Annotated in this window: 24 protein-coding genes; 8 read left to right on the top strand and 16 right to left on the bottom strand. The window is 72.9% G+C overall.

Annotation, left to right across the window (positions count from 1 at the left end; genetic code table 11):
• Positions 1 to 249: 249 nt before the first annotated feature.
• Both ACFXAM_RS10110 and ACFXAM_RS10105 read right to left on the bottom strand, forming a co-directional pair.
• A complete protein-coding gene (locus ACFXAM_RS10110; protein WP_380289372.1) occupies positions 250 to 1143 on the bottom strand; it encodes a phosphotransferase enzyme family protein in 894 nt (297 codons plus the stop codon).
• 132 nt (positions 1144 to 1275) lie between these two features.
• Positions 1276 to 3531 carry an MMPL family transporter gene (locus ACFXAM_RS10105; RefSeq protein ID WP_380289380.1) on the bottom strand — a complete coding sequence of 752 codons (2256 nt, stop codon included), beginning with the start codon at positions 3529 to 3531 and terminating at the stop codon, positions 1276 to 1278.
• A gap of 583 nt (positions 3532 to 4114) precedes the next feature.
• Between ACFXAM_RS10105 and ACFXAM_RS10100 the strand changes: the two genes are divergently transcribed.
• From ACFXAM_RS10100 to ACFXAM_RS10080, 5 genes are all read left to right on the top strand, one after another.
• Positions 4115 to 6325, top strand: coding sequence for an MMPL family transporter (locus tag ACFXAM_RS10100; RefSeq protein WP_380289370.1), 2211 nt, complete (start codon positions 4115 to 4117; stop codon positions 6323 to 6325).
• 302 nt (positions 6326 to 6627) lie between these two features.
• Entirely contained in the window at positions 6628 to 6831 is a 204-nt protein-coding gene (locus tag ACFXAM_RS10095; protein WP_327676217.1) for a cold-shock protein, read from the top strand.
• Between the two features lie 160 nt (positions 6832 to 6991).
• Positions 6992 to 8689: a DEAD/DEAH box helicase gene (locus ACFXAM_RS10090; protein WP_380289368.1), complete on the top strand. Its 1698-nt coding sequence runs from the start codon at positions 6992 to 6994 to the stop codon at positions 8687 to 8689.
• A gap of 326 nt (positions 8690 to 9015) precedes the next feature.
• Entirely contained in the window at positions 9016 to 9759 is a 744-nt protein-coding gene (locus ACFXAM_RS10085) for a ricin-type beta-trefoil lectin domain protein (protein ID WP_380289366.1), read from the top strand.
• Positions 9760 to 9818: 59 nt separating this feature from the next.
• Positions 9819 to 10565 (top strand): ricin-type beta-trefoil lectin domain protein, encoded by a 747-nt coding sequence (locus ACFXAM_RS10080; protein ID WP_380289364.1) that lies wholly within the window; start codon positions 9819 to 9821, stop codon positions 10563 to 10565.
• Positions 10566 to 10584: 19 nt separating this feature from the next.
• Here ACFXAM_RS10080 and ACFXAM_RS10075 read toward each other — a convergent pair whose 3' ends face one another.
• The gene (locus tag ACFXAM_RS10075) at positions 10585 to 11187 is read right to left on the bottom strand and encodes a TetR/AcrR family transcriptional regulator (RefSeq protein ID WP_380289362.1); all 603 of its coding nucleotides are present in this window, start codon (positions 11185 to 11187) and stop codon (positions 10585 to 10587) included.
• Positions 11188 to 11333: 146 nt separating this feature from the next.
• On the opposite strand from ACFXAM_RS10075, the gene ACFXAM_RS10070 reads away from it, so the two are divergent.
• Both ACFXAM_RS10070 and ACFXAM_RS10065 read left to right on the top strand, forming a co-directional pair.
• Positions 11334 to 12002, top strand: a complete 669-nt coding sequence (locus ACFXAM_RS10070) for an FMN-dependent NADH-azoreductase (RefSeq protein ID WP_380289360.1) — start codon at positions 11334 to 11336, stop codon at positions 12000 to 12002.
• A gap of 5 nt (positions 12003 to 12007) precedes the next feature.
• Positions 12008 to 12331, top strand: a complete 324-nt coding sequence (locus ACFXAM_RS10065) for a DMT family transporter (RefSeq protein WP_380289358.1) — start codon at positions 12008 to 12010, stop codon at positions 12329 to 12331.
• 79 nt (positions 12332 to 12410) lie between these two features.
• Here ACFXAM_RS10065 and ACFXAM_RS10060 read toward each other — a convergent pair whose 3' ends face one another.
• The 13 genes from ACFXAM_RS10060 to ACFXAM_RS10000 all read right to left on the bottom strand — a co-directional run bounded on the left by ACFXAM_RS10060 (position 12411) and on the right by ACFXAM_RS10000 (position 22981).
• Positions 12411 to 12824: a type II toxin-antitoxin system VapC family toxin gene (locus tag ACFXAM_RS10060; RefSeq protein WP_380289356.1), complete on the bottom strand. Its 414-nt coding sequence runs from the start codon at positions 12822 to 12824 to the stop codon at positions 12411 to 12413.
• The gene (locus ACFXAM_RS10055) at positions 12821 to 13048 is read right to left on the bottom strand and encodes a hypothetical protein (protein ID WP_380289354.1); all 228 of its coding nucleotides are present in this window, start codon (positions 13046 to 13048) and stop codon (positions 12821 to 12823) included. The genes ACFXAM_RS10060 and ACFXAM_RS10055 overlap by 4 nt, the downstream gene beginning before the upstream one ends.
• A 40-nt stretch (positions 13049 to 13088) precedes the next feature.
• The gene (locus ACFXAM_RS10050; RefSeq protein WP_380289352.1) at positions 13089 to 13880 is read right to left on the bottom strand and encodes a sirohydrochlorin chelatase; all 792 of its coding nucleotides are present in this window, start codon (positions 13878 to 13880) and stop codon (positions 13089 to 13091) included.
• A 10-nt stretch (positions 13881 to 13890) separates the two neighbouring features.
• Positions 13891 to 14802 carry an ABC transporter permease gene (locus ACFXAM_RS10045; protein WP_380289350.1) on the bottom strand — a complete coding sequence of 304 codons (912 nt, stop codon included), beginning with the start codon at positions 14800 to 14802 and terminating at the stop codon, positions 13891 to 13893.
• Positions 14789 to 15592, bottom strand: coding sequence for an ABC transporter ATP-binding protein (locus tag ACFXAM_RS10040; protein ID WP_380289348.1), 804 nt, complete (start codon positions 15590 to 15592; stop codon positions 14789 to 14791). Before ACFXAM_RS10040 ends, ACFXAM_RS10045 begins: the two co-directional genes overlap by 14 nt.
• 165 nt (positions 15593 to 15757) lie before the next feature.
• Positions 15758 to 16933: an aliphatic sulfonate ABC transporter substrate-binding protein gene (locus ACFXAM_RS10035; protein ID WP_380289346.1), complete on the bottom strand. Its 1176-nt coding sequence runs from the start codon at positions 16931 to 16933 to the stop codon at positions 15758 to 15760.
• A gap of 283 nt (positions 16934 to 17216) precedes the next feature.
• On the bottom strand, positions 17217 to 18542 hold the full coding sequence (locus tag ACFXAM_RS10030) for a sulfate adenylyltransferase subunit 1 (protein WP_380289344.1): 1326 nt from the start codon (positions 18540 to 18542) through the stop codon (positions 17217 to 17219).
• Positions 18542 to 19480, bottom strand: a complete 939-nt coding sequence (gene cysD / locus ACFXAM_RS10025) for a sulfate adenylyltransferase subunit CysD (RefSeq protein ID WP_380289342.1) — start codon at positions 19478 to 19480, stop codon at positions 18542 to 18544. Before cysD ends, ACFXAM_RS10030 begins: the two co-directional genes overlap by 1 nt.
• Positions 19477 to 20058, bottom strand: a complete 582-nt coding sequence (cysC, locus tag ACFXAM_RS10020; protein WP_380289378.1) for an adenylyl-sulfate kinase — start codon at positions 20056 to 20058, stop codon at positions 19477 to 19479. The genes cysD and cysC overlap by 4 nt, the downstream gene beginning before the upstream one ends.
• Before the next feature lie 57 nt (positions 20059 to 20115).
• Positions 20116 to 20817: a phosphoadenylyl-sulfate reductase gene (locus tag ACFXAM_RS10015; protein WP_380289340.1), complete on the bottom strand. Its 702-nt coding sequence runs from the start codon at positions 20815 to 20817 to the stop codon at positions 20116 to 20118.
• A complete protein-coding gene (locus ACFXAM_RS10010) occupies positions 20798 to 20977 on the bottom strand; it encodes a hypothetical protein (protein WP_350570673.1) in 180 nt (59 codons plus the stop codon). The genes ACFXAM_RS10015 and ACFXAM_RS10010 overlap by 20 nt, the downstream gene beginning before the upstream one ends.
• Positions 20974 to 22698, bottom strand: coding sequence for a nitrite/sulfite reductase (locus ACFXAM_RS10005; protein WP_380289337.1), 1725 nt, complete (start codon positions 22696 to 22698; stop codon positions 20974 to 20976). Before ACFXAM_RS10005 ends, ACFXAM_RS10010 begins: the two co-directional genes overlap by 4 nt.
• Positions 22699 to 22897: 199 nt before the next feature.
• On the bottom strand, positions 22898 to 22981 hold the full coding sequence (locus ACFXAM_RS10000; RefSeq protein WP_310593185.1) for a putative leader peptide: 84 nt from the start codon (positions 22979 to 22981) through the stop codon (positions 22898 to 22900).
• Between the two features lie 187 nt (positions 22982 to 23168).
• Here ACFXAM_RS10000 and ACFXAM_RS09995 point away from each other — a divergent pair, with 187 nt between their 5' ends.
• Positions 23169 to 24470, top strand: a complete 1302-nt coding sequence (locus ACFXAM_RS09995; RefSeq protein WP_380289335.1) for a YihY/virulence factor BrkB family protein — start codon at positions 23169 to 23171, stop codon at positions 24468 to 24470.
• The last annotated feature ends 168 nt before the right edge of the window (positions 24471 to 24638 follow it).

Below are 24638 nucleotides of genomic sequence, written 5' to 3'. Positions count from 1 at the left end.
GGCCAGTGCGGCGAGCGCCGCCAGGAGGCCCGCCGCCGCCCGGCGCGGCCCGCACCGGCGAGCGGGGGCGGGCGGCGGCGCAGCGGCGGGCTCGGACATGGCGGCGGCTCCTGGGGCGCAGGGACGGTGCCGATCCTCGGTCAGCGTGCAGGATGACTGTCCGACAGGACGATTTTCATGCTGACGCTGGTTCCCGTTCCGCTCCCCGGCGCCCCCGCCGACCGGCGCTTTCCGGCCACGGGTACCCGGTCAGAACGGGTACCAGCGCACCTCGGTGGCGCCCGTCCGCAGCGACTCCACCCGCCGCCGGAACTCGGCGAGCGCCGCCGGGTTGCCCGGGGCCTGCTGGGCGACCCAGGAGGCACTCGCCGTCTCCCGGGCCCCGCGCAGCACCGCGAAACCGGGCCACTCGCGCACGTCCCAGCCGTACGCCTCGGTGAACGCCCGGTACTCCTCGCCCGGCACGCCGTACCGGTCGTGGCTGAGCGCCAGCACCACCAGGTCGTGCTCGCGCAGGTCGTCGGCGACGAACTCCAGGTCGAGCAGGACCGGCCCGTCCGGGCCGATGTGGACGTTGCGCGGCAGCGCGTCGCCGTGGATCACCCCGGTCGGCAGGTGCGGGGCGAGCGCGGCCGCCTCGGCCTCGAAGGCGTCCCGGCGCCGGCGCAGGAAGTCGACGTCGGCCGGGTCGACGTGGCCCTCGGCGGAGGCGAGCCAGCGCCCGACGGGCGCCAGCAGGTCGCGCCGCCCGAGCGTGAACGGCGGGGCGGGCAGCCGGTGCAGGGCGTGCAGCAGCGGGGCGAGGTCGACCGGGCGGGCGGCCCGCTCGGCGGGGGCGAGCCGGTGCCAGAAGGTGACGGGGTGCCCGTGGGCGAGCTGCGGTTCGACGGGGACCGCGTCGTACGGGCGGACCACCGGGACGCCGTGGCCGGCCAGCCAGTCGGCGACGGCCAGCTCGCGCCGGGCGCGCTCGTGGAGTTCCGGGGCGCGGCCGACCTTGGCGACCACGGCCGGGTCGCCGAGGTCGAAGACGGCGTTCTCGCCGAGGGCGAGCAGCCGGGCGTCGCCCGGGCCGGGCAGGCCGGCCGACTCGCAGGCGCGGGCCAGCAGCAGCCGGGCCCGGGCCTCGTCGAAGGGGAGCATGGGGGTGTCCGTTTCTTGCATGACAGCCGGGTGAGGGTGGGCGATCATTCTGGCAAACGGGTGCCGGGCCCCGCGTCACGCGGGGCCCGGCGGTTGTCCGAGGTCTGCCGGTCCGGGGACCGCTGGGGAAGGTCAGACCTCGATCCGGCGATGCCGGGCCTGGTGGGGCCGCTGCTCCGGCGCGGCCTGCGGGGCGGGGACGTGCGGGGCGTGGGCGGCGCCGGCGCCGAGCGGCGGGACGCTCTCGCCGTGCGAGAGGTCGGGCAGCCAGCCGAGCCAGCGCGGCAGGTACCAGTTGTGCTCGCCGAGCAGCGTCATCACCGCGGGCAGCAGCACCGCGCGGATGATCGTCGCGTCGATCAGCACCGCGACCGCGAGGCCGACGCCCATCTGCTTCATGGCCTGCATCGACAGGGTGCCGAAGACCGCGAACACCGCCACCATGATCACCGCGGCGCTGGTGACCACCCCGGCCGTGGAACGGATGCCGTGGGCGACCGCGGCCCGGGTCGGCAGGCCCCGGTCGCGGCCCTCCTTGATCCGGGAGACCACGAAGACGTGGTAGTCCATCGAGAGGCCGAAGAGGATCACGAAGAGGAACAGCGGCACCCAGGACTCCACCGCCCCGACGCCCTCGGTGCCCAGCAGCGAGGCCCCCACGCCGTGCTGGAAGACCAGCGTCAGCACCCCGTACGCGGCGCCGACCGACAGCAGGTTGAGCACCACGGCGGTGCCGGCGACGGCCAGCGAGCGGAAGGAGGTCAGCATCAGGAGGAAGGCGAAGGCCACCACGAAGCCGAACACCACCGGCATCGAGTCGGTCATCTTGGCGTTGAAGTCGTACGAGCCGGCGGTGCGGCCGGTGACCGGCGCCTCGGTGCCGGGCACGGTGAGCACGGTGGCGGGCACCAGCTGCTCGCGCAGGGTCTTCAGCGCCGCGTTGCTGACCTCGTCGTTGCCGGTGCCGTTGAGCGGGATGTCGACGGTGGCGACGTTCTGCTGCGGGTGGACGGTGACGTCGACCGGCCCGTGCATCTGCCCGCTGGCCAGGGCGCGGGCCTTGAGGTCGGCGATCGCGGCGGTCATCGCCGGGGAGTCGATGTCGGCGGCCTTGATCACCACGGAGGCGGGCGCCGGGCTGCCGGGGAAGGCGGCCTCGATCTTCTGCGAGACGGCGACCAGCTCGTTGCCCTTGGGAAGCTGCTGCTGGAAGGTCAGGTTGGCGGTGTGCATGGTGAGCAGCGGGGCGGCCAGACCGATCAGCACGGCCGCGGAGAGCACGGTGGCGGCCAGCGGGCGGCGCAGCACGGGGGTCAGCACGGCGTTCCAGAACCGGCCGCCGGTGGTGGCGGCGTCGGGGCGGCGCAGCCGGCCGAGGAACGGCACCCGGCCCTTGCCGACCTTGTCGCCGAGCATCGAGAGCAGGGCGGGCAGCACGGTGAGGGAGCCGAGCACGGCGGTGACGACGACCACGATGGTGGCGTAGGCCATGGACTCGAACTCGGCGATGCCGGTGAGGAACATGCCGGCCATGGCGATCACCACGGTGACGCCGGAGACCAGGACGGCCCGGCCGCTGGTGGCGGCGGCGATCCGCAGGCTGGTCTCCAGGTCGCGCCCGGCGGCCCGCTCCTCGCGCTCGCGGCGCAGGTAGAAGAGGCAGTAGTCGACGCCGACGGCGAGGCCGACCAGCAGCATCACCGAGCTGGCGCTGTTGCTGGTGTGCAGCAGGCCGCTGCTGAGCGCGACGAGTCCGCCGGCGGCGATGAAGGCGGTGAGCGCGAGCACGACCGGCAGCACGGCGGCGACCAGTGCGCCGAAGGCGACCAGCAGGATGCCGAGGGCGAGCGGGACGGCCGTCCACTCGGCGCGGGCGAAGTCGTCGGCGAACTGCTCGTCCATCCACTTGCCGGAGCTGGCGTCGCCGAGTTCGACCACGGTGAGGTCGGGGTGCTGCTTCTGGACGGCGGCGACGGCGTCGACCACGGCGGTGACGTTCTTCACTGCCTCCTCGTGCTCGCCCTTCACGGTGAGCTGGACGAGCGCGGAGCGGCCGTCGGCGGAGAGCGCCTTGGTGTCGTAGGGCGAGCGGACGTCGGTGGCCTTGCCGGTGGCGCCGACCCCGCTGATCACCTGCTCGACGGTGGCCCGGAAGGCGGGGGCGTCGGCGGTCAGGGTGCTGCTCTGGACGAGCACGGTCTCGGTGGACGGCGGCTTGAGGCCGGCCCGGTCGAGGATCTCGGCGGCCCGGGAGACCTGGCCGGGCATGGATTCGGCGTCGGTGACCTTGGTGCTGCCGTGCATGCCCCCGAGGACGGCGGCGAGGACGACGAAGAGCAGCCAGCCGAAGACGGCGGTCTTTCGGTGCCGGGCGCTCCACGCGCCCATGGCGGCGGCCGTGCCGAGCTTGGTCTTCACGGGTTCCCCCTGGGAGTGCGGCCGGCGCCGGGAGTCGGTGGCGGGCGCGGGCCGGGCCTGCGGCGGTGGTGGACCGCCGGGATGTCGGGCGCCGGGGTGCGGTCCGGCGTCCCAACCGACAGTAGGGAAGCCGCAGGTGACGGGGTATCCGGCTGGCGGGGGAGTCCTCCCTGTGGTCTTCCTCGGGGGCGGGGTGGGGTTATCCCTACCCGCCAACCCTGATATCTCCTCCTAGGGGTCGGGGCAGCGACTCCACCCTGAGGGGGAGTTGAATCCACCCCGAGCACGAGGCCCCAGGGGTGGTGCGGGGGCGAAGATGGGTCAGGGTCGCTTCGCGGCGTCCCTGAGGGGGTCGGCCTGCGGCAACGGGGTCGAGGGGAAAAACTGCTTGCCGGTCGGCAAGTAAGTGGCCGTAGGATGATCCCCTCTGAGTACTTACCTGCCGACCGGCTAGGCCAGTGCCCCCGCACCGGCCGGAGCCGATCCCGATCCGTCGCCCGGCGTCCCGTCCCCCAAGGGCTGCGGTGAACCATGCCCAGGAGGCATTACGAGCATGTTCCACCGACTAGGACAATTCGTCGTCCGTCGCGCCTGGTGGGTGATCGCCGCGTGGATCGTCGCGATGATCGCCATCGCGGCGTCGGCGCCGAAGATCACCGCCCAGACCGACGAGGCCGCGTTCCTCCCGAAGCACTACGAGTCCATCCAGGCCGCGGAGTTGCAGGAACAGGCGTTCCCGGCGAGCTTCACGCCGTCCGCGCTCGCCCTGTTCGAGCGCAACGACGGCGCGCCGATGACGGCCGAGGACAAGACCGCCGCGGCGAAGGTCGTCCAGGGCCTCACCGACAAGAAGATCGAGCACGTCGAGCAGATCGTCCCGATCAGCGACCAGACGACGTCCAAGGACGGCAAGTACGCGCTGGCGCCGATCGCCATCGACAAGACCACCCAGCAGTCCGAGGCCTTCGGCGACACCGCCAAGAAGATCCGCGAGGAGGGCAAGGCGCTCGCCCAGGGCACCGATCTGAAGTTCCGGCTCGGCGGCGCCGCCGCCCAGCAGCTGGACCAGAAGGAGTCCTCCGGCTCGGCCGACGCGATCATCGCGGTCAGCAGCGTCGTCCTGGTCGCGATCATCGTCGGCCTCATCTTCCGCAGCGTGCTGGCCGGCCTCCTGCCGGTGCTGCTCTCGCTGATGGTCGCCATGCCGACGGCGAACGGCCTGATCGCCCACGCCACCAAGGCCTTCGACCTGAAGTCCACACCGATCCTCTCGGCGATCCTGATCGTCGTGGTGCTCGGCGTCGGCACCGACTACTTCCTGTTCCTCGCCTTCCGCTACCGCGAGCGGCTGCGGGCCGGCGACAACCGCCAGGACGCCGTGGTCAACGCCGTCGGCCGGGTCGGCGAGGCCATCGCCTCCGCGGCCGGCGCGGTCACCGTCGCCTTCGCGGTGCTGATCCTCTCCAGCCTCGGCATGTTCAAGGCGCTCGGCCCGGCGCTGGCCATCGCGGTCGTCGTCACCGCCTTCGCCTCGCTCACCCTGGCCCCGGCCGTGCTCGCGGTCATCCCGGCCCGCGGTGTGTTCTGGCCCGGCAAGAAGTGGATGCGCGAGCCGAACAATGCCCGGTTCGCCGCGCTCGGCCGCGTCGTCCAGAAGCGTCCGGCGATCGTGGCCGTCGCCTCCGGCGGCGTGCTGCTGGCCCTGACCGCCGGCGCCCTCAACTACAACGGCACCTTCGACCTCGCGGGCAGCTCCATGCCCAAGGATAAGGAGTCGATGGTCGTCCAGGACCGGCTGGTCAACGGCTTCTCGGCCGGTGCCGCCGACCCGACGCACGTCTACCTGACCACCAAGGGCGGCAAGCTCGACCAGGCCGTGTTCGACGGCTACGCCGCCAAGCTCGGCGCCGTCCCCGGCGTCGCCGAGGCCGCGGCGAAGCCGCAGGTCAGCAAGGACGGCGCGACGGCGGACTTCACCGTCCTGCTGAAGAACGAGCCGTCCAGCAACGACGCGATCGACACCCTGACCAAGCTGCGCGACGTCGCCCACGGCCAGGCGCCGTCGGGCACCGAGGCCAAGGTCGGCGGCATCACCGCGATCTACAAGGACATCAACCTGGCGATGAGCCACGACTACAAGCTGGTGTTCCCGATCGCGGGTCTGCTGATCCTGCTGATCCTGGCCCTCCAGCTGCGCAGCGTGGTCGCCCCCTGGTACCTGATGGCCTCGGTCGGCCTCGGCTTCACCGCCACCCTCGGCTCCTCGACCCTGCTGTTCCAGAACATCAAGGGCGAGCACGGCATGATGTTCATGCTGCCGATCCTCATCTACCTCTTCGTGGTGGCGATCGGCACCGACTACAACATCCTGATCATCGCCCGTCTGCGCGAGGAGGCCCGCGAGGGCCGCAACCCGCGCGAGGCGGCCCGCGAGGCGGTGCGCCACGGCGGCCCGACCGTCGCGGCGGCCGGCTTCATCCTGGCGGTGTCGTTCGCGACCTTCATGCTCGCGGGCAACATCTTCATGCTGGAGTTCGGCTTCGCGATGGCCTTCGGCATCTTCCTGGCGGCCTTCGTGATGGCGATGTTCTTCACCCCGGCGCTCACCGCGCTGGTCGGCAAGGCCGCCTGGTGGCCCGGCCACGGCGGCGACGCCACCGGCGGGGGCCACGGGGACCCGGTGGCCGCGCCGGCGAGCCCGTACGGCGCGCACGGCCTGCCGGAGTCGGCCGGACGGCGCTGCCCCGTTCGACCGTTCCGGTGACAGACCGGGGCGGCACCACGGTGCCGCCGAGGACGGCGCCCGCGTCGGCGGGCGCCGTCTGCCCGTTTCCCGGAGCCTGCAAACGTGATCTGTCGGGCAGAAAATCCCCGGTCAATCGGGGTGTGGCCGTGCTACAGTCGAGTCAGTTGCAGTTTTGGTTCCCATGAACGCTTGTGTGCGCCTGCTGGTCCCAACCAACAGGCGCATTTGTTTTGTCCGGTGTTTCAGTCTCCGGATGGGGATCGCGGCTACTTGGGGTCCACGAGGTGTGGGCTCCGATGCCCCAGTTAGAGGAGACGGTTATGGCTACCGGCACCGTGAAGTGGTTCAACAGCGAGAAGGGCTTCGGCTTCATCGAGCAGGAGACCGGCGGCCCCGACGTGTTCGCGCACTACTCGAACATCGTCGCTCAGGGCTTCCGTGAGCTCGTCGAGGGCCAGAAGGTCGAGTTCGACGTCACCCAGGGCCAGAAGGGCCCGCAGGCCGAGAACATCCGCGTCATCTGAGTCCAGCTCCCGAGCTGACTCGCGATCTCGCGCAGCGAGGGCCCGCACCGCACGGTGCGGGCCCTCGCCCATGCCGCCGAACGGCCGGGGCGGCGCACTCCTTTCCTACGGCCGACCAGCCCCCGACCCGGGGCTGCCGCGCTACGGACGGAGAAACCCCGTGACCACCCCTGCCCAGCCGCCCCACGACGGCGGCCGCACCCGCAAGCCCCGCAGCCGCACCGGCGCCCCGCGCACCGGCGCCCCGCGCACCGGTGCCGCGCGCAGCGGCGCCCCCCGCGCCGGCGCGTCCTCCCGCCCGCCGCGCCGCAACGCCCCCCGGGTCGCCGAGGCCGCCGACTTCACCGTCGTCCAGGGCACCCCGGCCCGCCCGCCGGCGGAGAGCTTCGCCGAGCTGGAGCTGCCGAAGGGGATCCTGTCCGCGCTGACCCGCGAGGGCGTCACCGAGCCGTTCCCGATCCAGGCCGCCACGCTGCCCGACTCGATCGCCGGCCGTGACGTGCTCGGCCGCGGCCGCACCGGCTCCGGCAAGACCCTCGCCTTCGGTCTGCCGCTGCTCGCCCGCACCGCCGGCAGGCGCGCCGACGCCCGCCACCCGCTGGCGCTCGTGCTGACGCCCACCCGCGAACTGGCCCAGCAGGTCACCGAGGCGCTCACCCCGTACGCCACCGCCGTCAACCTGCGGATCGCCACCGTCGTCGGCGGCATGTCGATCACCCGGCAGGCCAACGCGGTGCGCCGCGGCGCCGAGGTCCTGGTCGCCACCCCCGGCCGGCTGGACGACCTGATCGGCCGCGGCGACGTCCGGCTCTCCGACGTCGCGATCACCGTGCTGGACGAGGCCGACCAGATGGCCGACATGGGCTTCCTGCCGCAGGTCACCAAGCTGCTGGAGCAGGTCGCCGAGGGCGGGCAGCGGATGCTGTTCTCCGCCACCCTGGACCGCAACGTCGACCGGCTGGTCAAGCGCTTCCTGACCGACCCGGTGACCCACTCCGTCGACCCCTCGGCCGGCGCGGTCACCACCATGGACCACCACGTCCTCCAGCTGGAGGCGGCCGACAAGGCGTCCACCACCGCCCACATCGCCTCCCGCGAGGGGCGCGTGATCATGTTCGTGCACACCAAGCACGGCGCCGACCGGCTGGCCAAGCAGCTGCTCGCCAACGGCGTGAAGGCCGCGGCCCTGCACGGCGGCAAGTCCCAGCCGCAGCGCAACCGGGTGCTGGACCAGTTCCGCGACGGCCACGTCACCGCGCTGATCGCCACCAACGTCGCCGCCCGCGGCATCCACATCGACGGCCTGGACCTGGTCGTCAACGTCGACCCGCCGATCGACCACAAGGACTACCTGCACCGCGGCGGCCGCACCGCCCGGGCCGGCGAGTCCGGCACGGTCGTCACCCTCGTGCTGCCCGACCAGCGGCGCGAGGTCGGCCGGCTGATGACGGTGGCCGGGATCCGCCCGACCACCACCAAGGTCCGCCCCGGCGACGTCGAGCTCACCCGGATCACCGGTGCCCGCACCCCCAGCGGCGTGCCGGTCACCCTGGCCGTGCCCGCCCCGGCGGCGCCCGCCGACGCGGAGGCCGGGAAGAGCGCGCCGAAGAGCTCCTCCGGCCCGCGCCGCCGCTCCGGCAAGCGCTCCGGGCTGCCGACCGACGTCGACATGAACGGCAACCCGCGCCGTCCCCGGCCGAAGCAGCGCCTGGGCGGCGCCGGCGGCGGCCAGGGCGGCGGCGCACCGCGCCAGGCGGCCGGTTTCATCGGCCGCTCGTCCGGCCGGTCCAAGCCCGGCAGCGGCTCCAAGTCCGGTTCCAACTACGGGACCGGCCGCCAGCGCCGCCAGACCGACTGAGCGCCCGGCCCGAGCGGCCCCGGCGCCGACGGCCCGGCACCCCCCGCGCGGGGGGAGCCGGGCCGTTTCGCGCGTGCCCCGGGCGGGAGGGCCGGGTGCTTTCCGGACGGATCGTCCGGCGCCCCGGCCTGCCGCCGCCCGTGGACGTCCGTTCGTACCAACCCCTGTCCGTGGACGGACCGTTGGCGTGATCGTCCCCCCGCGCTGTTGACCGTGGCCATACATCCCCCCGACGCTTTCACGCGGCCCGCACAAGTGGCGCACCGTCATCACGGTTCCCCGTCGCGCGGGTCGTCCGGTTCACCGTCTTCGGAAGGACCTTCACGATGCGTCGTACCGCCGCCCTGCTCTCCGCCGCCGCCCTGCTCTCCGCCGCCGCCCTGCTCGGCGCGGCCGCCTCCCTCGCCGCACCGGCCACCGGCGCCCAGGCCGCCGGGGGCTGTTCCGCCTACGTCGGAGGCTGGAACGCCTACGGTTCCTGTTCCGGCATCGACCCGCTCCAGACCTGGTACGTCAGCGCCACCTGCCAGTGGTGGAACGCCCAGCACACCGTGCAGTTCAGCCGCGGCACCATGAGCGGCACCGTGGTCGGCGACGGCACCGCGGTCGCGCCCTGCGGCGTCAACGAGACCGTGTCCTTCCCGTACGTCGTCCTCGGCCCCAAGCTCCCGCCGCAGCCCGCCGGCCCGGTCGGCCGGATCACCGGCTACGCGGACAAGTGCGTCGACGTGAAGGGCGCGAGCAGCTCCGACGGCACCCCCGTCCAGATCTACGACTGCAACGGCACCAACGCCCAGCAGTGGAAGATCGCGGTGGACGGCACCGTCCGGGCCTTCAACAAGTGCATGGACGTCACCGGCGCGGGCACCGCCAACGGCACCAAGATCCAGCTCTACACCTGCAACGGCACCGGCGCCCAGCAGTGGCAGGTCCGGGCCGACGGCTCGCTCCTCAACCCGTCGTCCGGCCGCTGCCTGGACGACCTCGGCTTCTCCACCGCCAACGGCAACCAGCTGGGCATCTGGGACTGCAACGGCGCGGCCAACCAGGTCTGGCACGTCCCGGCGTGACGGGCGACGCCGTGACCGCCGCCACGACCGGATCGACCGCCGCCAGAAGGGGCCCCGCCATGCGCCGTACCGCCACGCTGTTCGCCACCGCCGTGCTCGCCGGAGCCGCCGCGTTCGCCGCGCCGGCGGCCGGCGCGCAGCCCGCCTCCGCCGGCCCCGCGCCCACCGCGGGCCCGGCCGACAAGTGTTCCGTCACCCCCGAGGTCTTCGGCGCCCGCGCCACCTGCTCGGGCATCGACCCGATGCAGACCTGGGTGCTCGGGGGCACCTGTGTGACCTACCCGAGTTCCGGACTCCCGGTCTACTCGCAGGCGTGGAGCAGCGGCTGGGTCACCGGCAACACCACCGCCACGGCGAGCTGCCCGCCGATGGCGTTCCCGTGGTGGATCGACATCACCTTCGGCCCCGCACCCCCGGCCGGTCCGGTCGGCCCGATCGTCGGCTACGGGAACAAGTGCGTCGGGGTGAAGGACGGCAACACCGCCAACGGCACCCCCGTCCAGATCTGGGACTGCCTCGGCAACACCGCCCAGCAGTGGAAGGTCGCCGTCGACGGCACCGTCCGGGCGCTGGGCAAGTGCCTGGACGTCCAGGGCGGCAACGGCTCGATCGGCACCCCGGTGCAGCTCTACGACTGCAACGGCAGTGGCGCCCAGCAGTGGCAGCCGCGGTCCGACGGCTCGCTGTACAACCCGATGTCCGGCCGCTGCCTGGACGACTACGCGTACTCCACCACCAACGGCAACCCGGTCCTCATCTGGGACTGCAACGGCGCGGCCAACCAGGTCTGGCACCTCCCGGCCTGATCCGCAGGATGTGTCCTGGCTAGCCCAGGGCGCCGTGGGCCAGGGCGGCGAGGCCGGCCGCGATCCGGGCGGGGGTGACGCCGGCGTCGCGCTGGTGGCGGAAGAGCTCGGGGGCGAGCGGGGCGAGCAGCTGGTCGGCCAGGACCCCGGGGTCCGGCCGGCCGGCCTCGCGCGCCAGGTGGGTGACGTGCAGCCGCCAGAAGGCGTAGGCGCCGGTGCGGTAGCGGGCCGCGCCGGTCTCGGCGCCGAGCACCAGGTGGACGTGGGTCTCCAGCAGCTCGACCATCGCCGCGTAGAAGGCGGCCAGCCGGTCGGCCGGGGCGGCCGCTCCGCCCGGCTCGCCCGGGCCGAGCGGCGGGGCGCCGCGCAGCATCCGCTCCTGGAGGGCGCGTTCGTGCTCGTCGAGCAGGGCGCGGGCGATCGAGGCGCGGTCGGGGTAGCGGCGGTAGAGGGTGCCGCGGCCGATGCCGGCGGCCCGGGCGATGTCGTCCATGGTGACGGCGGCCGGGTCGCCCGCGGCGAAGAGCCGCTCGGCGGCGGCGAGCACCTTGGCCCGGTTGCGGGCGGCGTCGGCCCGTTCGCGGGGCGGCCGGCCGTCGGCCATCGGGAGCTCGGTCGTCATGGGCAGCAACGGTAGAGGGAACTGTGCCCCGGAGGGAAGTGGACACACTGTCCACTTCCCTCTAGCGTGGGGAGGGCCGGCAAGCGGACGCGACGTCCGCTTGTCCGGCCGCTCCGTCCCGCCCAGACCGCCCCCGGGGGTTCACCGTGTCCCACCTCCTGCACCTCGACAGCAGCGCGCGCACCGACTCCTTCACCCGCCGCCTCGGCGCGGCCTTCGCCGACGCCTGGCTCGGCGGCGGTGGCGAGGTCACCCACCGCGACCTCGCCGCCGACCCGGTCCCGCCGATCCGCGAGGGCTGGACCCGGATCTGCGACACCCTGCTGCGCGAGGGCATCACCGACATCGACCGCTACTCCGAGGCGGTCCGCACCGAGCAGGAGCGCGAGGCGTGGGCGGTCGTCCGGCCGCTGCTCGACGAACTCGTCGCGGCGGACGCCGTGCTGATCGGCGCGCCGATGTACAACTTCGGCATCCCGTCCGCGCTCAAGGCCTGGATCGACCAGGTCACCTTCCCGAAGATGGTGCTCGCGCCGCGGAAGTTCGTGGTCGTGGCCGCACGCGGCGGCGCCTACGGGCCGGGCACCCCGCGCGAGCCCTACGACCACAACGGCCGCTACCTGAGCGACTTCGTCCGCGGCCACTACGCGGTCGAGGACACCGAGGTGATCGCCGCCGAACTCGTCAACTCCCTGGTGGACCCGGCCCTCGCCGGGCGCGCCGTCCAGCACCGCGAGTCCGTCTCCGACGCCCTGTACCGGGCCGGCGAACTGGGCTCCAAGCTGGTCGGCTACCGCATCCCGAGGGAGGGCTGAGCGCCGTGCCGTGGATCTGGCTACTGCTGGCCGGGGCGGTGGAGGTGGCCTGGGCGCAGTCCATCAAGCCGACCGAGGGCTTCACCCGCCTCCCGCAGACCGCCGTGTGCTTCGTCCTCATGCTGGGCGCGGTCTACCTCCTCTCCCGCGCCCTCCAGGACCTCCCGGTCGGCACCTCCTACGCCGTCTTCACCGGCATCGGCACCATCGGCACGGTCCTGACCTCCCTCGCCGTCCGCCACGAGGTGCCGTCCCCCGCCGCCCTCACCGGCCTCACCCTGATCACCGCCGGCCTCATCACCGTCCACCTGGGCACGTCCACCCACTGACCCCGTCGCGCCGGCCCCGGGAACCCACGTCGCGCCACGACCCCGGGCCCCGGCGCGACGGCCTGTCCGGGCTCTTTCCTCAGTCGGGCAGGAGACGGAAGGCCGACGTGTGCCGGGGGCGGACGACGCTGAAGTGGCGGCGGTCCAGCGTCGCGATCTCGGTGAGACCAAGCCGTTCGGCGACGGCGACCACGGAGGCGTCGGCCGCGCCGAGCGGGAAGTCGGCGTACGTCTCGACGAGCTCGGCCATGCGCACGAGATCCTCACCGGTGATCTCGGTCTGCCGGAGCTCCCCGGCCGCGACGGCTCGCAGAAAGGCGGCCTCGGCCTTGCTGCTCATGTCGCGCTCGACCAGGTAGCACACCTCGGTGACCACGTACGGGGTGACCAGCAGCTCGCCGGTATAGCTGTCGAAGAACCGGGTGCAGCGCAGGTGGTTCGCGTCGGTGGCCGCCAGCGTGGCCACGAGGGGACCCGTGTCGACCAGGATCACTCGTCGACTCCCCGCAGCTCGGAGCGGATGATCCGCTTCGCCTCGGAGCCGAGGTCGGGGTTGGCACTCACCCCTATCCCGGTGAAGCTCAGACGGTGGCGTGGTGGGGTCTCGTTCTCGCCCACCAGGCGGAGGGCGTGGCGGCGGACTTCTTCGGCCTGTTCCGGGTCCAGCCGGTCGATGAGGTCATGGAGCTCGGGGTAGTGGTCGTGGGCGACACTCATGGCCTCACGATACTGCCGCCGACGTCCGGGCCGGGCGCGTTCAGGCGGTCAGGGCCGGGGGGCGGGCCGTTCGGGCGTGGGCCTCGTCGTAGCGGGTGAGGAGGAGGCGGGCGAGGTCGGGGGCGGGGGCGAGGGGGGCGGCCAGGTGGTCGGCGGCGGAGGCGGTGGCGGCCTCGGCGATGCGGTCGGGGAGCAGACCGGGGGCGAGGAGGTAGGGGGAGACGGCGATCCGGTGGACGGCGGGGGCGCGGCGCAGGGCGGCGACGGCGTCGGGGACGCGGGGGCCGGCGGCGGAGGCGTAGGCGACCTCGACGGCGGCCCAGCCGCGGGTGCGGCGCCACTCGGCGGCGACCGCCCGGGTGGCGGCGTCGGCGGCCGGGTCGGAGGAACCGGCGGCGGCGAGCACGACGCCGGTGCGGGCGCGCGCGGCGGGGGAGGCGAGCTCGGGCGCGGCCTCGATGAGCCGGTGGTCCAGCGCGGACAGCAGCAGCGGCGACGGCCCCAGCACGTCGGCGACGGGCAGGTCGGAGCCGGCCGCGCGCAGGGCGGCGGGGATGTCGTGCTTGGCGTGGAACGCCCGGTTGAGCAGGAGCGGGACGGCCACCGCGGCCGGGCCGAGGCGGTCCAGCACCTGCGGGATGCGCGGGGCGCAGTGGTCGAGGTAGGCGGTGGCGACGTCCAGGCCGGGCCGCAGCGCCCGCACTTGGCCGACCAGCGCGGCGACGACGGCGGCGTGCCGGGGGTCGCGGCTGCCGTGGGCGATCAGCAGCAGGGCGGGGCTGCCCGCCGCCACCGGGGTGGCGGGGGCGGCGGACAGCCGGCGATCGGTCATGCGGGGAGCCTCACTTGCCGCCGGCCAGCAGGCCGCGGTTGCGCAGGACCCGGCGCTCGACCGGGGTGAAGACCAGCAGTTCGATGGCGATGCCGACGAACAGGATGAGGATGATGCCGAGCAGCACGCCCGCCATGTCGGAGAACTCGCGCTGGTTCTCCAGGAACCGGCCGAGGCCGAGGCCCAGGTCGGGGGAGGAGGCGACGAGTTCGGCGGCCATCAGCGAGCGCCAGGAGAAGGCCCAGCCCTGCTTGAGTCCGGCCAGGTAGCCGGGCAGGGCGGCGGGCAGCAGGATGTGCCGGGCGCCGGTCAGGCCGGTGGCGCCGATGGTGCGCCCGGCCCGCAGGAACAGCGGCGGGACCTGGTCGATGCCCGCGACCAGGCCGTTGGCGATGGACGGGACGGCGCCGAGCAGGATGACCGCGTACATCATCGAGTCGTTGATGCCGAGCCAGATCACCGCGGCCGGCACCCAGGCGACCGAGGGCAGCGACTGGAGGCCGGAGAGCACCGGGCCGAGCGCGGCCCGCACCGGCTTGACCCGGGCGACGAGCAGGCCGATCGGGGTGCCGATGACGAGCGCGACCAGGAAGCCGGACAGGCCGCGCCAGACGCTGGTCCAGACGATCGAGAACAGCGTGCCCTGGTACCAGAGGTCCTCGGCGGCGCGCCAGACGTCCAGCGGGCTGGGCAGCTTGTACTCGGTGGTGACGTGGAGGCTGTAGGCGCCCTGCCAGAGGGCGAGCACCAGGACGACGCCCAGCAGCGGCGGCAGCACCTTCTGCCGCAGCGTCTCGGCGGTGGAGTTGCGCTGGGTGACGACCGCGTCCAGGGCGTCCAGCCCCGACCCGACGCCCGCGACGTCGGAGACGGTGCCCGCGTGGGCCGGCCCGGTCTTGGTGGTGGTGTCAGTGCTGGCCATGACGGCGGATCTCCCCACGCAGTTCTTCGGTGATCTCGATGGACAGGTCGGCCACGCCGGAGGACTCGATCCGGCGCGGCTGGGGGAGGTCGATGCGCCACTCGCGGTTGACCCGGCCGGGGCGGGAGGAGAGCAGCACCACGCGCTGGGCGAGCCGGACGGCCTCCCGCACGTTGTGGGTGACGAACAGGACCGACAGCTGCCGCTCGGCCCAGATCCGGGTGATCTCGTCATGCAGGACGTCACGGGTGATGGCGTCGAGGGCGGCGAACGGCTCGTCCATCAGCAGCACCTGGCTGCCCTGGGCGAGCGCGCGGGCCATCGCGACGCGCTGGCGCATGCCGCCCGACAGCTCGTGCACCCGCTTGTCGTAGGAGCCCTGGAGCCGGACGAGTTCGAGCAGGCGCTCGGCCTCGGAGCGGCGCTCGGGGCGGGGCACGCTGGCGAGCTTCAGGGCGAGTTCGATGTTCTTGCCGGCGGTGAGCCAGGGGAAGAGCGCGTGTTCCTGGAACATCAGCGCGGGGCGTCCTCCGGGCACCTCGATGCTGCCCGCGGTGGGCTTGTCGAGGCCGGCGACCAGGTTGAGCAGGGTGGACTTGCCGCAGCCCGAGGCGCCGAGGAGCGTGACGAACTCGCCCGGGGCGACATCGAGGGTGATGTCGTCCAGGACGTGCGTCTGCGCGCCGGGGCGGCCGAAGGACTTGTGCACGTGCGAGATCCGGACGGCGGGGGAGCCGTCGCGAGTGCCGACGCCGGGGGCGTCGTCCGAGGTGGTCAGTGCCGGAGTCATTCCGGGCACCTCCTGCGTGGTGTGGTCTGGCATCTGGTGTCAGGGAGAGGGCCGGGGTCCGGGCCCCCGCCCCACCCGGGCTCGGGGCATCGAGCGGGCATCGTTCCGGGCGGAGCGGGGGCCGGACCGCGGGGTTCCGGGCGCGGTGGTGCGGTCCTGCGGGCGCTACTTGGCGCCGAGTCCGGCGTCCGCGACGGGGCTCTGCCCCTTCTCCTTCAGCACCTTGTTGAGCAGGGTGAGGTCGTAGATGCCGTTCAGGTTCGGCTTCTTGAGCAGGCCGGCGGTGACGGCGTTGTCGGCCTCGGTCTGCAGCGTGGAGGCCAGCGGGTCGTCCAGGAAGTCGATGTCGGCCCAGGCCGGGTCGAGGATGGCCGGCTCCAGGGCGTTGCCGGCCTCCTTCTTGATCGCCTCGTTGGCGGTGGCCTTGGCCTTGTCCGGGTTGGCCTTGATGAAGGCGTTGGTGTTCACCGAGCCGCGCAGCACGGCCTCGACCACGTCGGGGTGTTCGACGAGGAACTTCTGCGAGACGATGATGTTGGTGATCACGAACTTCTTGTCCGGCCAGATGTCCTTCTCGTTGAGCAGGACCTTCGCGCCGAGGGTGACCAGCTTGGAGGCGGTCGGCTCGGGCACCCAGGCGGCGTCGATGGAGCCCTGCTTGTAGGCGTCCGGGGTGACCTTGTTGTCGCTGCGCACCACGCTGACGTCGCCGGCACCGGACGCGGCGTCGACCTTGAAGCCCTTGCCGGCCAGGTAGTTGAGCAGCGCCACGTCCTGGGTGTTGCCCAGCTGCGGGGTGGCGATCTTCTTGCCCTTGAGGTCGTCCAGCGAGGCGACCTTCTCCGGGTTGGCGACCAGCTTGACGCCGCCGGAGGCCGAACCGCCGACGATCTTCAGCGACTTGCCGTCGGACTTGGTGAAGCCGTTGATCGCCGGGGAGGGGCCGATCCAGCCGATGTCGATGGAGCCGGCGTTGAGCGCCTCGATCTCGGCCGGGCCCGCGTTGAAGACCTGGGGCTTGATCTGGGTGGCGCCCAGCTCCTTCTGGAATATGCCCTCCTGGAGGCCCACCAGCGGGGTGCCGTGGGTCAGGTTGGCGAAGTAGCCGATCTTCACCGTGTCGGCGGAGAGCTTGGCGCCGGAGGCGCCGGCCGAGGCGGCGGCGGAATCACCGGCGGGGGCCGCGGTGTTGGACTTCTTGTCGTCGTTGTTGGATCCGTAGCCGCAGGCGGAGAGCAGGGCGGCGGCGGTGAGGCCGGCCACGGCGGCCGTGGCGGAGCGTCTGATCCGGCCGGCGGCGGGGCGCACGGAGGTATGCGAAAGTGCCTGGTTCGGTGCCATGGGGTGAGTCCTGTTCAAGGACGGACCGTCAGGAAGGCGGTCCCGGGCGGACGTTCGGTCAAGGTCGTGCTTGCGGCACCGTGCGGGGTGCCGGGCAAGCCGGGCCGGGGGGCGGCTGCTGCGCCTGCTGTGGGGAGGGACAGCGGCCGGCCGGCCCGGTGACAGGGCGGTTCTCAGCCCTGTCGGCCCACACATCGCGTCAGGCCGCCCTGGCCGCTGCCGAGGACGCCGCTGCCGATGCGGCCGCCTTCCTTGTCCATGCCCGAGAATGCCTCGCTGGGCATCAGACCCAGTCCTCCTCGTCGGGGTCGTTGACGTCGGTGGTCCGTACGGTCTCGAAGGCCTCGCCCGCCATGCCTGCGGTGAGGGTGGTGCCGTCGGCCGGGTCGATCAGCAGGAACGAGCCGGTCCGGCGGTTGTCGCCGTAGCCGTCGAGCGCCAGCGGCTCGGCGGTGCGCAGCACCACGTGGCCGATGTCGTTGACGTTCAGGCCTTCGGCGCCGGAGCGCTGCTCCAGCGTGTCGATGTCGATCCGGTAGGTGATCTCCTTGACCAGCGCGCGGACCGTGCGGGTGGTGTGCTTGAGCAGCACCTTGTCGCCGGCCCGCAGCGGCCGCTCGTTGAGGTGGCTGACGGTGGCCTCGATGTCCTTGGTGGGGACGGGCGTGACGCCGGCCGCGATGAGGTCGCCGCGGGAGACGTCGAGGTCGTCGGCGAGCCGCACGGTGACCGACTGGGGGGCCCAGGCGATCGCGGTGGACCGGCCGAGCGCGTCGATGCCGGCGACGGTGGTGGTGTGGCCGGAGGGCAGCACGGTCACGGCGTCGCCGACGCGCAGCACGCCCGAGGCCAGCTGGCCCGCGTAGCCGCGGTAGTCCGGGTGCTCCTCGGTCTGCGGGCGGATCACGTACTGGACCGGGAAGCGGGCGGGCTCGACGCTCGGGTCGCTGCCGACCGGCACCGTCTCCAGGTGCTCCAGCAGGGTCGGGCCGCCGTACCAGTCCATGTGCGCGGACGGCTCGACGACGTTGTCCCCGGCGAGCGCGGAGATCGGCACCGCGACGACGTCCTTCACCCCGAGCGAGGCCGCGTAGGCGGTGAATTCGGCGGCGATGGCGGCGAAGACGGGCTCGGCGTAGTCGACGAGGTCCATCTTGTTGACGGCCAGCACCACGTGCGGGACCCGCAGCAGGGCGGCGACGGCGGCGTGCCGGCGGGTCTGCTCGACCACGCCGTTGCGGGCGTCGACCAGGACGACGGCCAGTTCGGCGGTGGAGGCGCCGGTGACCATGTTCCGGGTGTACTGCACGTGCCCGGGGGTGTCGGCGAGGATGAACCGCCGCCGGGGGGTGGCGAAGTAGCGGTAGGCGACGTCGATGGTGATGCCCTGCTCGCGCTCGGCGCGCAGGCCGTCGGTGAGCAGCGCCAGGTCGGGCGCCTCCTGGCCGCGGCTGCGGGAGGCGTGCTCGACGGCCTCCAGCTGGTCGGCCAGCACCGACTTGGAGTCGTGCAGCAGCCGGCCGACCAGGGTGGACTTGCCGTCGTCGACGGAGCCGGCGGTGGCGAAGCGCAGCAGCGAGGTGGCGTTGGTGTCCTGAGTGGTGCTCATTAGAAGTATCCCTCGCGCTTGCGGTCTTCCATCGCGGCCTCGGAGAGCTTGTCGTCGGCGCGGGTGGCGCCGCGCTCGGTGAGGCGGCTGGCGGCGATCTCGGCGATGACGGCCTGGATGGTGGTGGCGTCGGAGTCGACGGCACCGGTGCAGGACATGTCACCGACGGTGCGGTAGCGGATCAGCCGCCGCTCGACCGGCTCGTTCTCCTTGGGGCCGCCCCACTCGCCGGCGGTCAGCCACATGCCGTTGCGGGCGAAGACGTCGCGTTCGTGGGCGTAGTAGATCTCCGGGAGCTCGATGCCCTCCCGCTCGATGTACTGCCAGACGTCCAGCTCGGTCCAGTTGGACAGCGGGAAGACCCGCACGTGCTCGCCGACGGCGTGCCGGCCGTTGTAGAGCGACCACAGCTCGGGGCGCTGGCGGCGCGGGTCCCAGGCGCCGAACTCGTCGCGCAGCGAGAAGACGCGCTCCTTGGCGCGGGCCTTCTCCTCGTCGCGGCGGCCGCCGCCGAAGACGGCGTCGAAGCGGCCCTTCTCGATGGCGTCCAGCAGCGGGACGGTCTGCAGCGGGTTGCGGGTGCCGTCGGGGCGCTCGCGCAGCACGCCGCGGTCGATGAAGTCCTGCACCGAGGCGACGTGCAGGCGCAGGTTGTGCTCGGCCGCCACGCGGTCCCGGTAGGCGATGACCTCGGGGAAGTTGTGGCCGGTGTCGACGTGCAGCAGCGAGAACGGCACGGCGGCCGGCCAGAAGGCCTTGAGCGCCAGGTGCAGCATGACGATGGAGTCCTTGCCGCCGGAGAACAGGATCACCGGGCGCTCGAACTCCCCCGCGACCTCGCGGAAGATGTGCACCGACTCGGCCTCCAGCGCGTCCAGGTGGGACAGCGCGAAGGGGGTGTCGTCGGTGTGGAGCAGGCTGTCGGTCGCGGTGGTCATGCCAGGCCCCTCTCGGTCAGGAAGGCGTGCAGCTCGGCGGCCGACTCGGTGACCGCGCGGCCCTGGGTCTGGAGCCGCAGCTCCGGGTGCTCGGGCGCCTCGTAGGGGTCGTCGACGCCGGTGAGGCCGGAGATCTCGCCGGCCGCCTGCTTCGCGTACAGCCCCTTGACGTCGCGCTCGGCGCAGAGCTCGACCGGGGTGGCGACGTGGATCTCCAGGAACTCGGTGCCGTGCCCGGCGTGCCGCTCGCGCACGGCGGCGCGGGAGTCGGCGTAGGGCGCGATCACCGGGGCGAGCACCTTGACGCCGTTGGCGGCGAGCTTCTCGGCGACGAAGCCGATCCGGGTGACGTTGGTGTGCCGGTCCTCGCGGCTGAAGCCCAGGCCCTTGGAGAGGAACTCGCGGATCTCGTCGCCGTCCAGGACCTCGACCTTGTGGCCCTCGGCGCGCAGCCGATCGGCCAGGGCGAAGGCGAGCGTGGTCTTGCCCGCGCTCGGCAGCCCGGTCAGCCACACGGTGGCGCCGCGCTCGCAGGGGCCGGCCGCGCGGGCCGCCTCTGCGGCTCCGGCGGCGGCCAGGGTGTCGGCTGTGGTCACGGTGGTGTCCTTAGAACGGTGGTCGACGGATGGGGTGGTCTAGAGGTGGATGCCGCACTCGGTCTTGCCGGAGCCGGACCAGCGCCCGGCCCGGGCGTCCTCGCCCTCGCCCGGCTTGCGGGTGCAGGAGAGCGGGGAGCAGCCGACCGAGGTGTAGCCCTCCCACAGCAGCGGGTTGAGCAGCACGCCGTTGGCGTTGACGTAGGCGTCCACGTCCTCCTGCGTCCAGCGGGCGATCGGCGCGATCTTGACCTTGCGGCGCCGGGCGTCCCAGGCGACCACCGGGGTGCCGGCGCGGGTCGGGGACTCGTCGCGGCGCAGCCCGGTGGCCCAGGCGTCGTAGCCGCCGAGGCCGCGGTTGAGCGGCTCGACCTTCCGCAGCGAGCAGCAGAGGTCCGGGTCGCGGTCGTGCAGCCGCGGCCCGTGGCGGGCGTCCTGCTCGGCGACGGTCAGCGCCGGGGTGAGCGTGATGACGTTGACCGGCATGGTCGCCGCCACCGCGTCCCGGGTGCCGATGGTCTCGGGGAAGTGGTAGCCGGTGTCCAGGAAGACCACGTCCACGCCGGGGCGGACCGAGGCGGCCAGGTGGGCGACGACGGCGTCCTCCATGGAGGAGGTGACGCAGAAGCGGGGGCCGAAGGTGTCGGCCGCCCAGCGCAGGATCTCCTGCGCGGTGGCCTCCTCCAGCTCCCGGCCGGCCCGGGTGGCCAGCTCCTCGTGGTCAGTCGTCGTGCCGGTCACTTCGATTACCCCCGTTGGTCGGTGACAGCAGGCCGAGGAACTTCAACTGGAAGGCCCGGCGGCACCCGTGGCATTCCCAGGCGCCGTGCCCGGCCTCCGACGGGCGCAGGTCCTCGTCCCCGCAGTACGGGCAGAAGAACGGTGCGGCGCGCTCGCTCACGACAGCTGCTCCTCGCTGGCCCGGGCCGCCCACTGGGCGAAGCGCTCGCCCTCGGTGCGGTCCTCCCGGTACCGGGTCAGCACCCGCTCGACGTAGTCGGGCAGGCCCTCGCTGGTGACCTTGAGGCCGCGGACCTTGCGGCCGAAGCCGGCCTCCAGGCCGAGCGCGCCGCCCAGGTGCACCTGGTAGCCCTCGACCTGGTTGCCCTGCTCGTCGGTCACCAGCTGGCCCTTGAGACCGATGTCCGCGACCTGGATGCGGGCGCAGGCGTTCGGGCACCCGTTGATGTTGATGGTCAGCGGCTCGTCGAAGTCGGGCAGCCGCTTCTCCATCTCGTCGATGAGCGTGCGGCCGCGCTCCTTGGTCTCGACGATGGCGAGCTTGCAGTACTCGATGCCGGTGCAGGCCATGGTGCCGCGGCGGAACGGCGAGGGGGTGACCCGCAGGTCCAGCGCCTCCAGGCCGGCCACCAGCGACTCGACCCGGTCCTCGGGGATGTCGAGGACGAGCATCTTCTGCTCGGCGGTGGTGCGCAGCCGGTCGCTGCCGTGCGCCTCGGCGAGGTCGGCGATCTTGCCGAGCAGCCGGCCGTCGACCCGGCCGACGCGCGGCGCGAAGCCGACGTAGTAGTTGCCGTCCTTCTGCCGGTGCACGCCGACGTGGTCGCGCCAGCGGCCGGCGGGCTGCTGCGGGGCGGGGCCGTCGACGAGCTTGTACTTGAGGTACTCGTCCTCCAGCACCTGGCGGAACTTCTCGGTGCCCCAGTCGGCGACCAGGAACTTCAGCCGGGCGCGGTTGCGCAGCCGACGGTAGCCGTAGTCGCGGAAGATGCCGATGACGCCGCCGTAGACGTCGGCCACCTCGTCCAGCGGGACCCACGCGCCGAGCCGGACGCCGAGCCGGGGGTTGGTGGACAGGCCGCCGCCGACCCAGAGGTCGAAGCCGGGGCCGTGCTCGGGGTGGACGACGCCGACGAACGCGATGTCGTTGATCTCGTGGGCGACGTCCAGCAGCGGGGAGCCGGAGACGGCGGACTTGAACTTGCGCGGCAGGTTGGAGAAGTCCGGGTTGCCGATGAAGCGGCGCTGGATCTCCTCGATCGCGGGGGTGCCGTCGATGATCTCGTTCTCGGCGATGCCGGCCACCGGGGAGCCGAGGATGACGCGCGGGGTGTCGCCGCAGGCCTCGGTGGTGGACAGGCCGACGGCCTCCAGCTTCTGCCAGATCGCCGGGACGTCCTCGATCCGGATCCAGTGGTACTGGACGTTCTGGCGGTCGGTCAGGTCGGCGGTGTTGCGGCCGTACTGCTCGGAGACCTCGGCGACGGCGCGCAGCTGGGCGACCGTCAGCCGGCCGCCGTCGATCCGGACGCGGAGCATGAAGTACTCGGCGTCGAGCTCGTGCGGCTCCAGGATCGCGGTCTTGCCGCCGTCGATGCCCTCCTTGCGCTGGGTGTACAGACCCCACCAGCGCATCCGGCCCCGCAGGTCGGCCGGGTCGATCGAGTCGAAGCCCCGGTGGGCGTAGATCGTCTCAATGCGTGTCCGTACATTGAGACCGTCGTCGTCCTTCTTGAACTGCTCGTTGGCGTTCAGCGGGGTGAAGTGGCCCATGCCCCACTGGCCCTCGCCGCGGTGACGGGTCACCTTGCGAGCGGCGGCGGTGCGGCGCGCGGGGGCGCGGTCGGCCGGGGGCTCGGCGGTCTCGGGAGTGGTGGCCATGGTGAAGTCCTTCGGGGCAGGTGGCTCTGACGCCGGGTTGGTCGCTGGGCGTGCTCGGCGGTGCTGTACTGCTGTGACCTGCGGTTTTCTTGGTTCCGGGAGAGCAGTCGCGGTGGCCGGGCGGGCGCCTGCGCATCCGCTTCAGCGGGGATGGCGGGGGAGGTGGCGCCGGGTGCGGTGGGAGGCGGCGGGGTCGGGCTCAGGTCACCGGACAGATGGCGCTGGACACGCGAAGGAGATCGACGTGCAGTCGACCTACTAGGGTGGTTCCGGCGCTCGGCATGGCAAGAGATTCGCACGACGCACGACTCGCGGTCCACTAACGTCCGTATTGTGGATGCTCGGGTTTCGGATGCTGAGATGCCGGAGCGTTCCGGCCGCTCCCGCCGACCGGGCCCCCGCGAGCCGTCCCGGCGGCGCCCCGACCCGGGAGATCGGCCGGGCGGTCCCGGCCCGATACCGTTACCCCTGTGCAAGCAGCAGGCGAGACGACCAGGCCGAACCCCGAGCGGCCCTCCCGGCGTCGGGGCAAGGGCGCCCGGCGCCGCCGGGCGGCCAAGCAGTTCACCTGGCGGAGCACCGCCTGGGCCCTGGTCAAGGACACCACCAACACCTGTGTCGAGTACCGGGTCACCGGCCTCGCCGCGGAGGCGGCGTTCTTCACCCTCCTCTCCATCCCGCCGCTGCTGCTCTGCCTGGCCGGCACGCTCGGCTACCTGGACGACTTCCTCGGCGCCGGCACCATCGACAAGCTGAAGGCCGACATCGTCAAGGCGGCCGGCACCGTCCTCTCGGACTCCTCCATCACGCAGGTGGTCCAGCCGCTGCTGAAGCAGGTGTTCGACCAGACCCGGCCCGACCTGATCTCGATCGGCTTCCTGCTGTCCCTGTGGTCCGGATCCCGGGCGCTCTACATCTTCATCGACACCATCACCGTGATGTACGGGCTGGACGGCAGGCGGGGCATCGTCAAGACCCGGTTGATGTCGCTCGGCCTCTACCTCGGCGCGCTGGTGATCGGCTCGCTGGTGCTGCCGCTGCTGACGACCGGGCCCGAACTGGTGACCAACGCGGTGCCGGAGAGCGCCGAACTGCTCAACGCCGCCTACTGGCCGTTCGCGATCCTGCTGCTGATCGTCTCGCTGACCACCCTCTACCACCTCGCGGTGCCGGTCTCCACGCCCTGGCGCGAGGACATCCCTGGCGCGCTGGTCGCCCTGGTGGTGCTGGTCTTCTGCAGCGTGGCGCTGCGGCTCTACCTGGTCAGCTCGATCGAGGGCCACTCGGTCTACGGCTCGCTGGCCGCGCCGGTGGCCGTCCTGCTGTGGATCTTCGTGGTGGCGCTCGCGGTGCTCATCGGCGCCGCCATGAACGCGGCCATAGACCGCCGTTGGCCCACCCTGGAGACCGCCGACGCCCGCGCCGAGGTCGAGCGCGCCCACGAGGAGGCCGCCGCCGCGGTGGTCCGCGAGGTGGCCGCCCGGCGCGCCGTCGAACGGGCCCGCCGGGCGCGCGAACTGGGCCTCGCCGAGGGGGGCGAGGAGGAGTACTGGGAGGACGACGGCGAGGACGGCGACGTGCCCTCCGAGTACCCCGAGCGGTGGGCCGACGTGCTCGCCGCCGACAACGTCCGGGGCCGCCTGACCGCCCGCGGCGGCGGCCCGCACCACCGCCCCGCCCCGCCCCCGCCGGACAGCGACCGCCCGACCGCCCCGCCGCCCGAGTACCCGCTGCCGACCCGCCCCCCGCGCCCGCCGTGGGACCAGCGGTGAGCCCCGGCGGGGAACACCCCGGGGAAGAGGCGCAGGCGAAAAACCGGTTGGCAGGGTGGGGCCGGAACGCTAGCGTGTGAGCGTCCGGTTCGGGCGGCGTCGGCGCCGCCCGAGGAGAGAAAGCAGGAGGTGGGTCCCGTGGCCACGACTGTCATGACGGCTGCCCTG

Origin of the sequence: Kitasatospora sp. NPDC059462 (genome assembly GCF_042749955.1) — a bacterium.
Classification (GTDB): domain Bacteria; phylum Actinomycetota; class Actinomycetes; order Streptomycetales; family Streptomycetaceae; genus Kitasatospora.
This window is presented reverse-complemented; position numbering and strand designations above follow the sequence as displayed.

Bases quoted from the DNA above. Each gene is read 5' to 3' on its own strand.
- ACFXAM_RS10000 (WP_310593185.1), bottom strand. From the start codon at position 22,981: ATGCCGAGCGCCGGAACCACCCTAGTAGGTCGACTGCACGTCGATCTC.
- cysD (WP_380289342.1), bottom strand. From the start codon at position 19,480: ATGACCACCGCGACCGACAGCCTGCTCCACACCGACGACACCCCCTTC.
- ACFXAM_RS10100 (WP_380289370.1), top strand. From the start codon at position 4,115: ATGTTCCACCGACTAGGACAATTCGTCGTCCGTCGCGCCTGGTGGGTG.
- ACFXAM_RS10050 (WP_380289352.1), bottom strand. From the start codon at position 13,880: ATGACCGATCGCCGGCTGTCCGCCGCCCCCGCCACCCCGGTGGCGGCG.
- ACFXAM_RS10030 (WP_380289344.1), bottom strand. From the start codon at position 18,542: ATGAGCACCACTCAGGACACCAACGCCACCTCGCTGCTGCGCTTCGCC.
- ACFXAM_RS10080 (WP_380289364.1), top strand. From the start codon at position 9,819: ATGCGCCGTACCGCCACGCTGTTCGCCACCGCCGTGCTCGCCGGAGCC.
- ACFXAM_RS10040 (WP_380289348.1), bottom strand. From the start codon at position 15,592: ATGACTCCGGCACTGACCACCTCGGACGACGCCCCCGGCGTCGGCACT.
- ACFXAM_RS10045 (WP_380289350.1), bottom strand. From the start codon at position 14,802: ATGGCCAGCACTGACACCACCACCAAGACCGGGCCGGCCCACGCGGGC.
- ACFXAM_RS10035 (WP_380289346.1), bottom strand. From the start codon at position 16,933: ATGGCACCGAACCAGGCACTTTCGCATACCTCCGTGCGCCCCGCCGCC.
- ACFXAM_RS10055 (WP_380289354.1), bottom strand. From the start codon at position 13,048: ATGAGTGTCGCCCACGACCACTACCCCGAGCTCCATGACCTCATCGAC.
- ACFXAM_RS10085 (WP_380289366.1), top strand. From the start codon at position 9,016: ATGCGTCGTACCGCCGCCCTGCTCTCCGCCGCCGCCCTGCTCTCCGCC.
- ACFXAM_RS10110 (WP_380289372.1), bottom strand. From the start codon at position 1,143: ATGCTCCCCTTCGACGAGGCCCGGGCCCGGCTGCTGCTGGCCCGCGCC.
- ACFXAM_RS10005 (WP_380289337.1), bottom strand. From the start codon at position 22,698: ATGGCCACCACTCCCGAGACCGCCGAGCCCCCGGCCGACCGCGCCCCC.
- ACFXAM_RS10105 (WP_380289380.1), bottom strand. From the start codon at position 3,531: ATGGGCGCGTGGAGCGCCCGGCACCGAAAGACCGCCGTCTTCGGCTGG.
- ACFXAM_RS10095 (WP_327676217.1), top strand. From the start codon at position 6,628: ATGGCTACCGGCACCGTGAAGTGGTTCAACAGCGAGAAGGGCTTCGGC.
- ACFXAM_RS10075 (WP_380289362.1), bottom strand. From the start codon at position 11,187: ATGACGACCGAGCTCCCGATGGCCGACGGCCGGCCGCCCCGCGAACGG.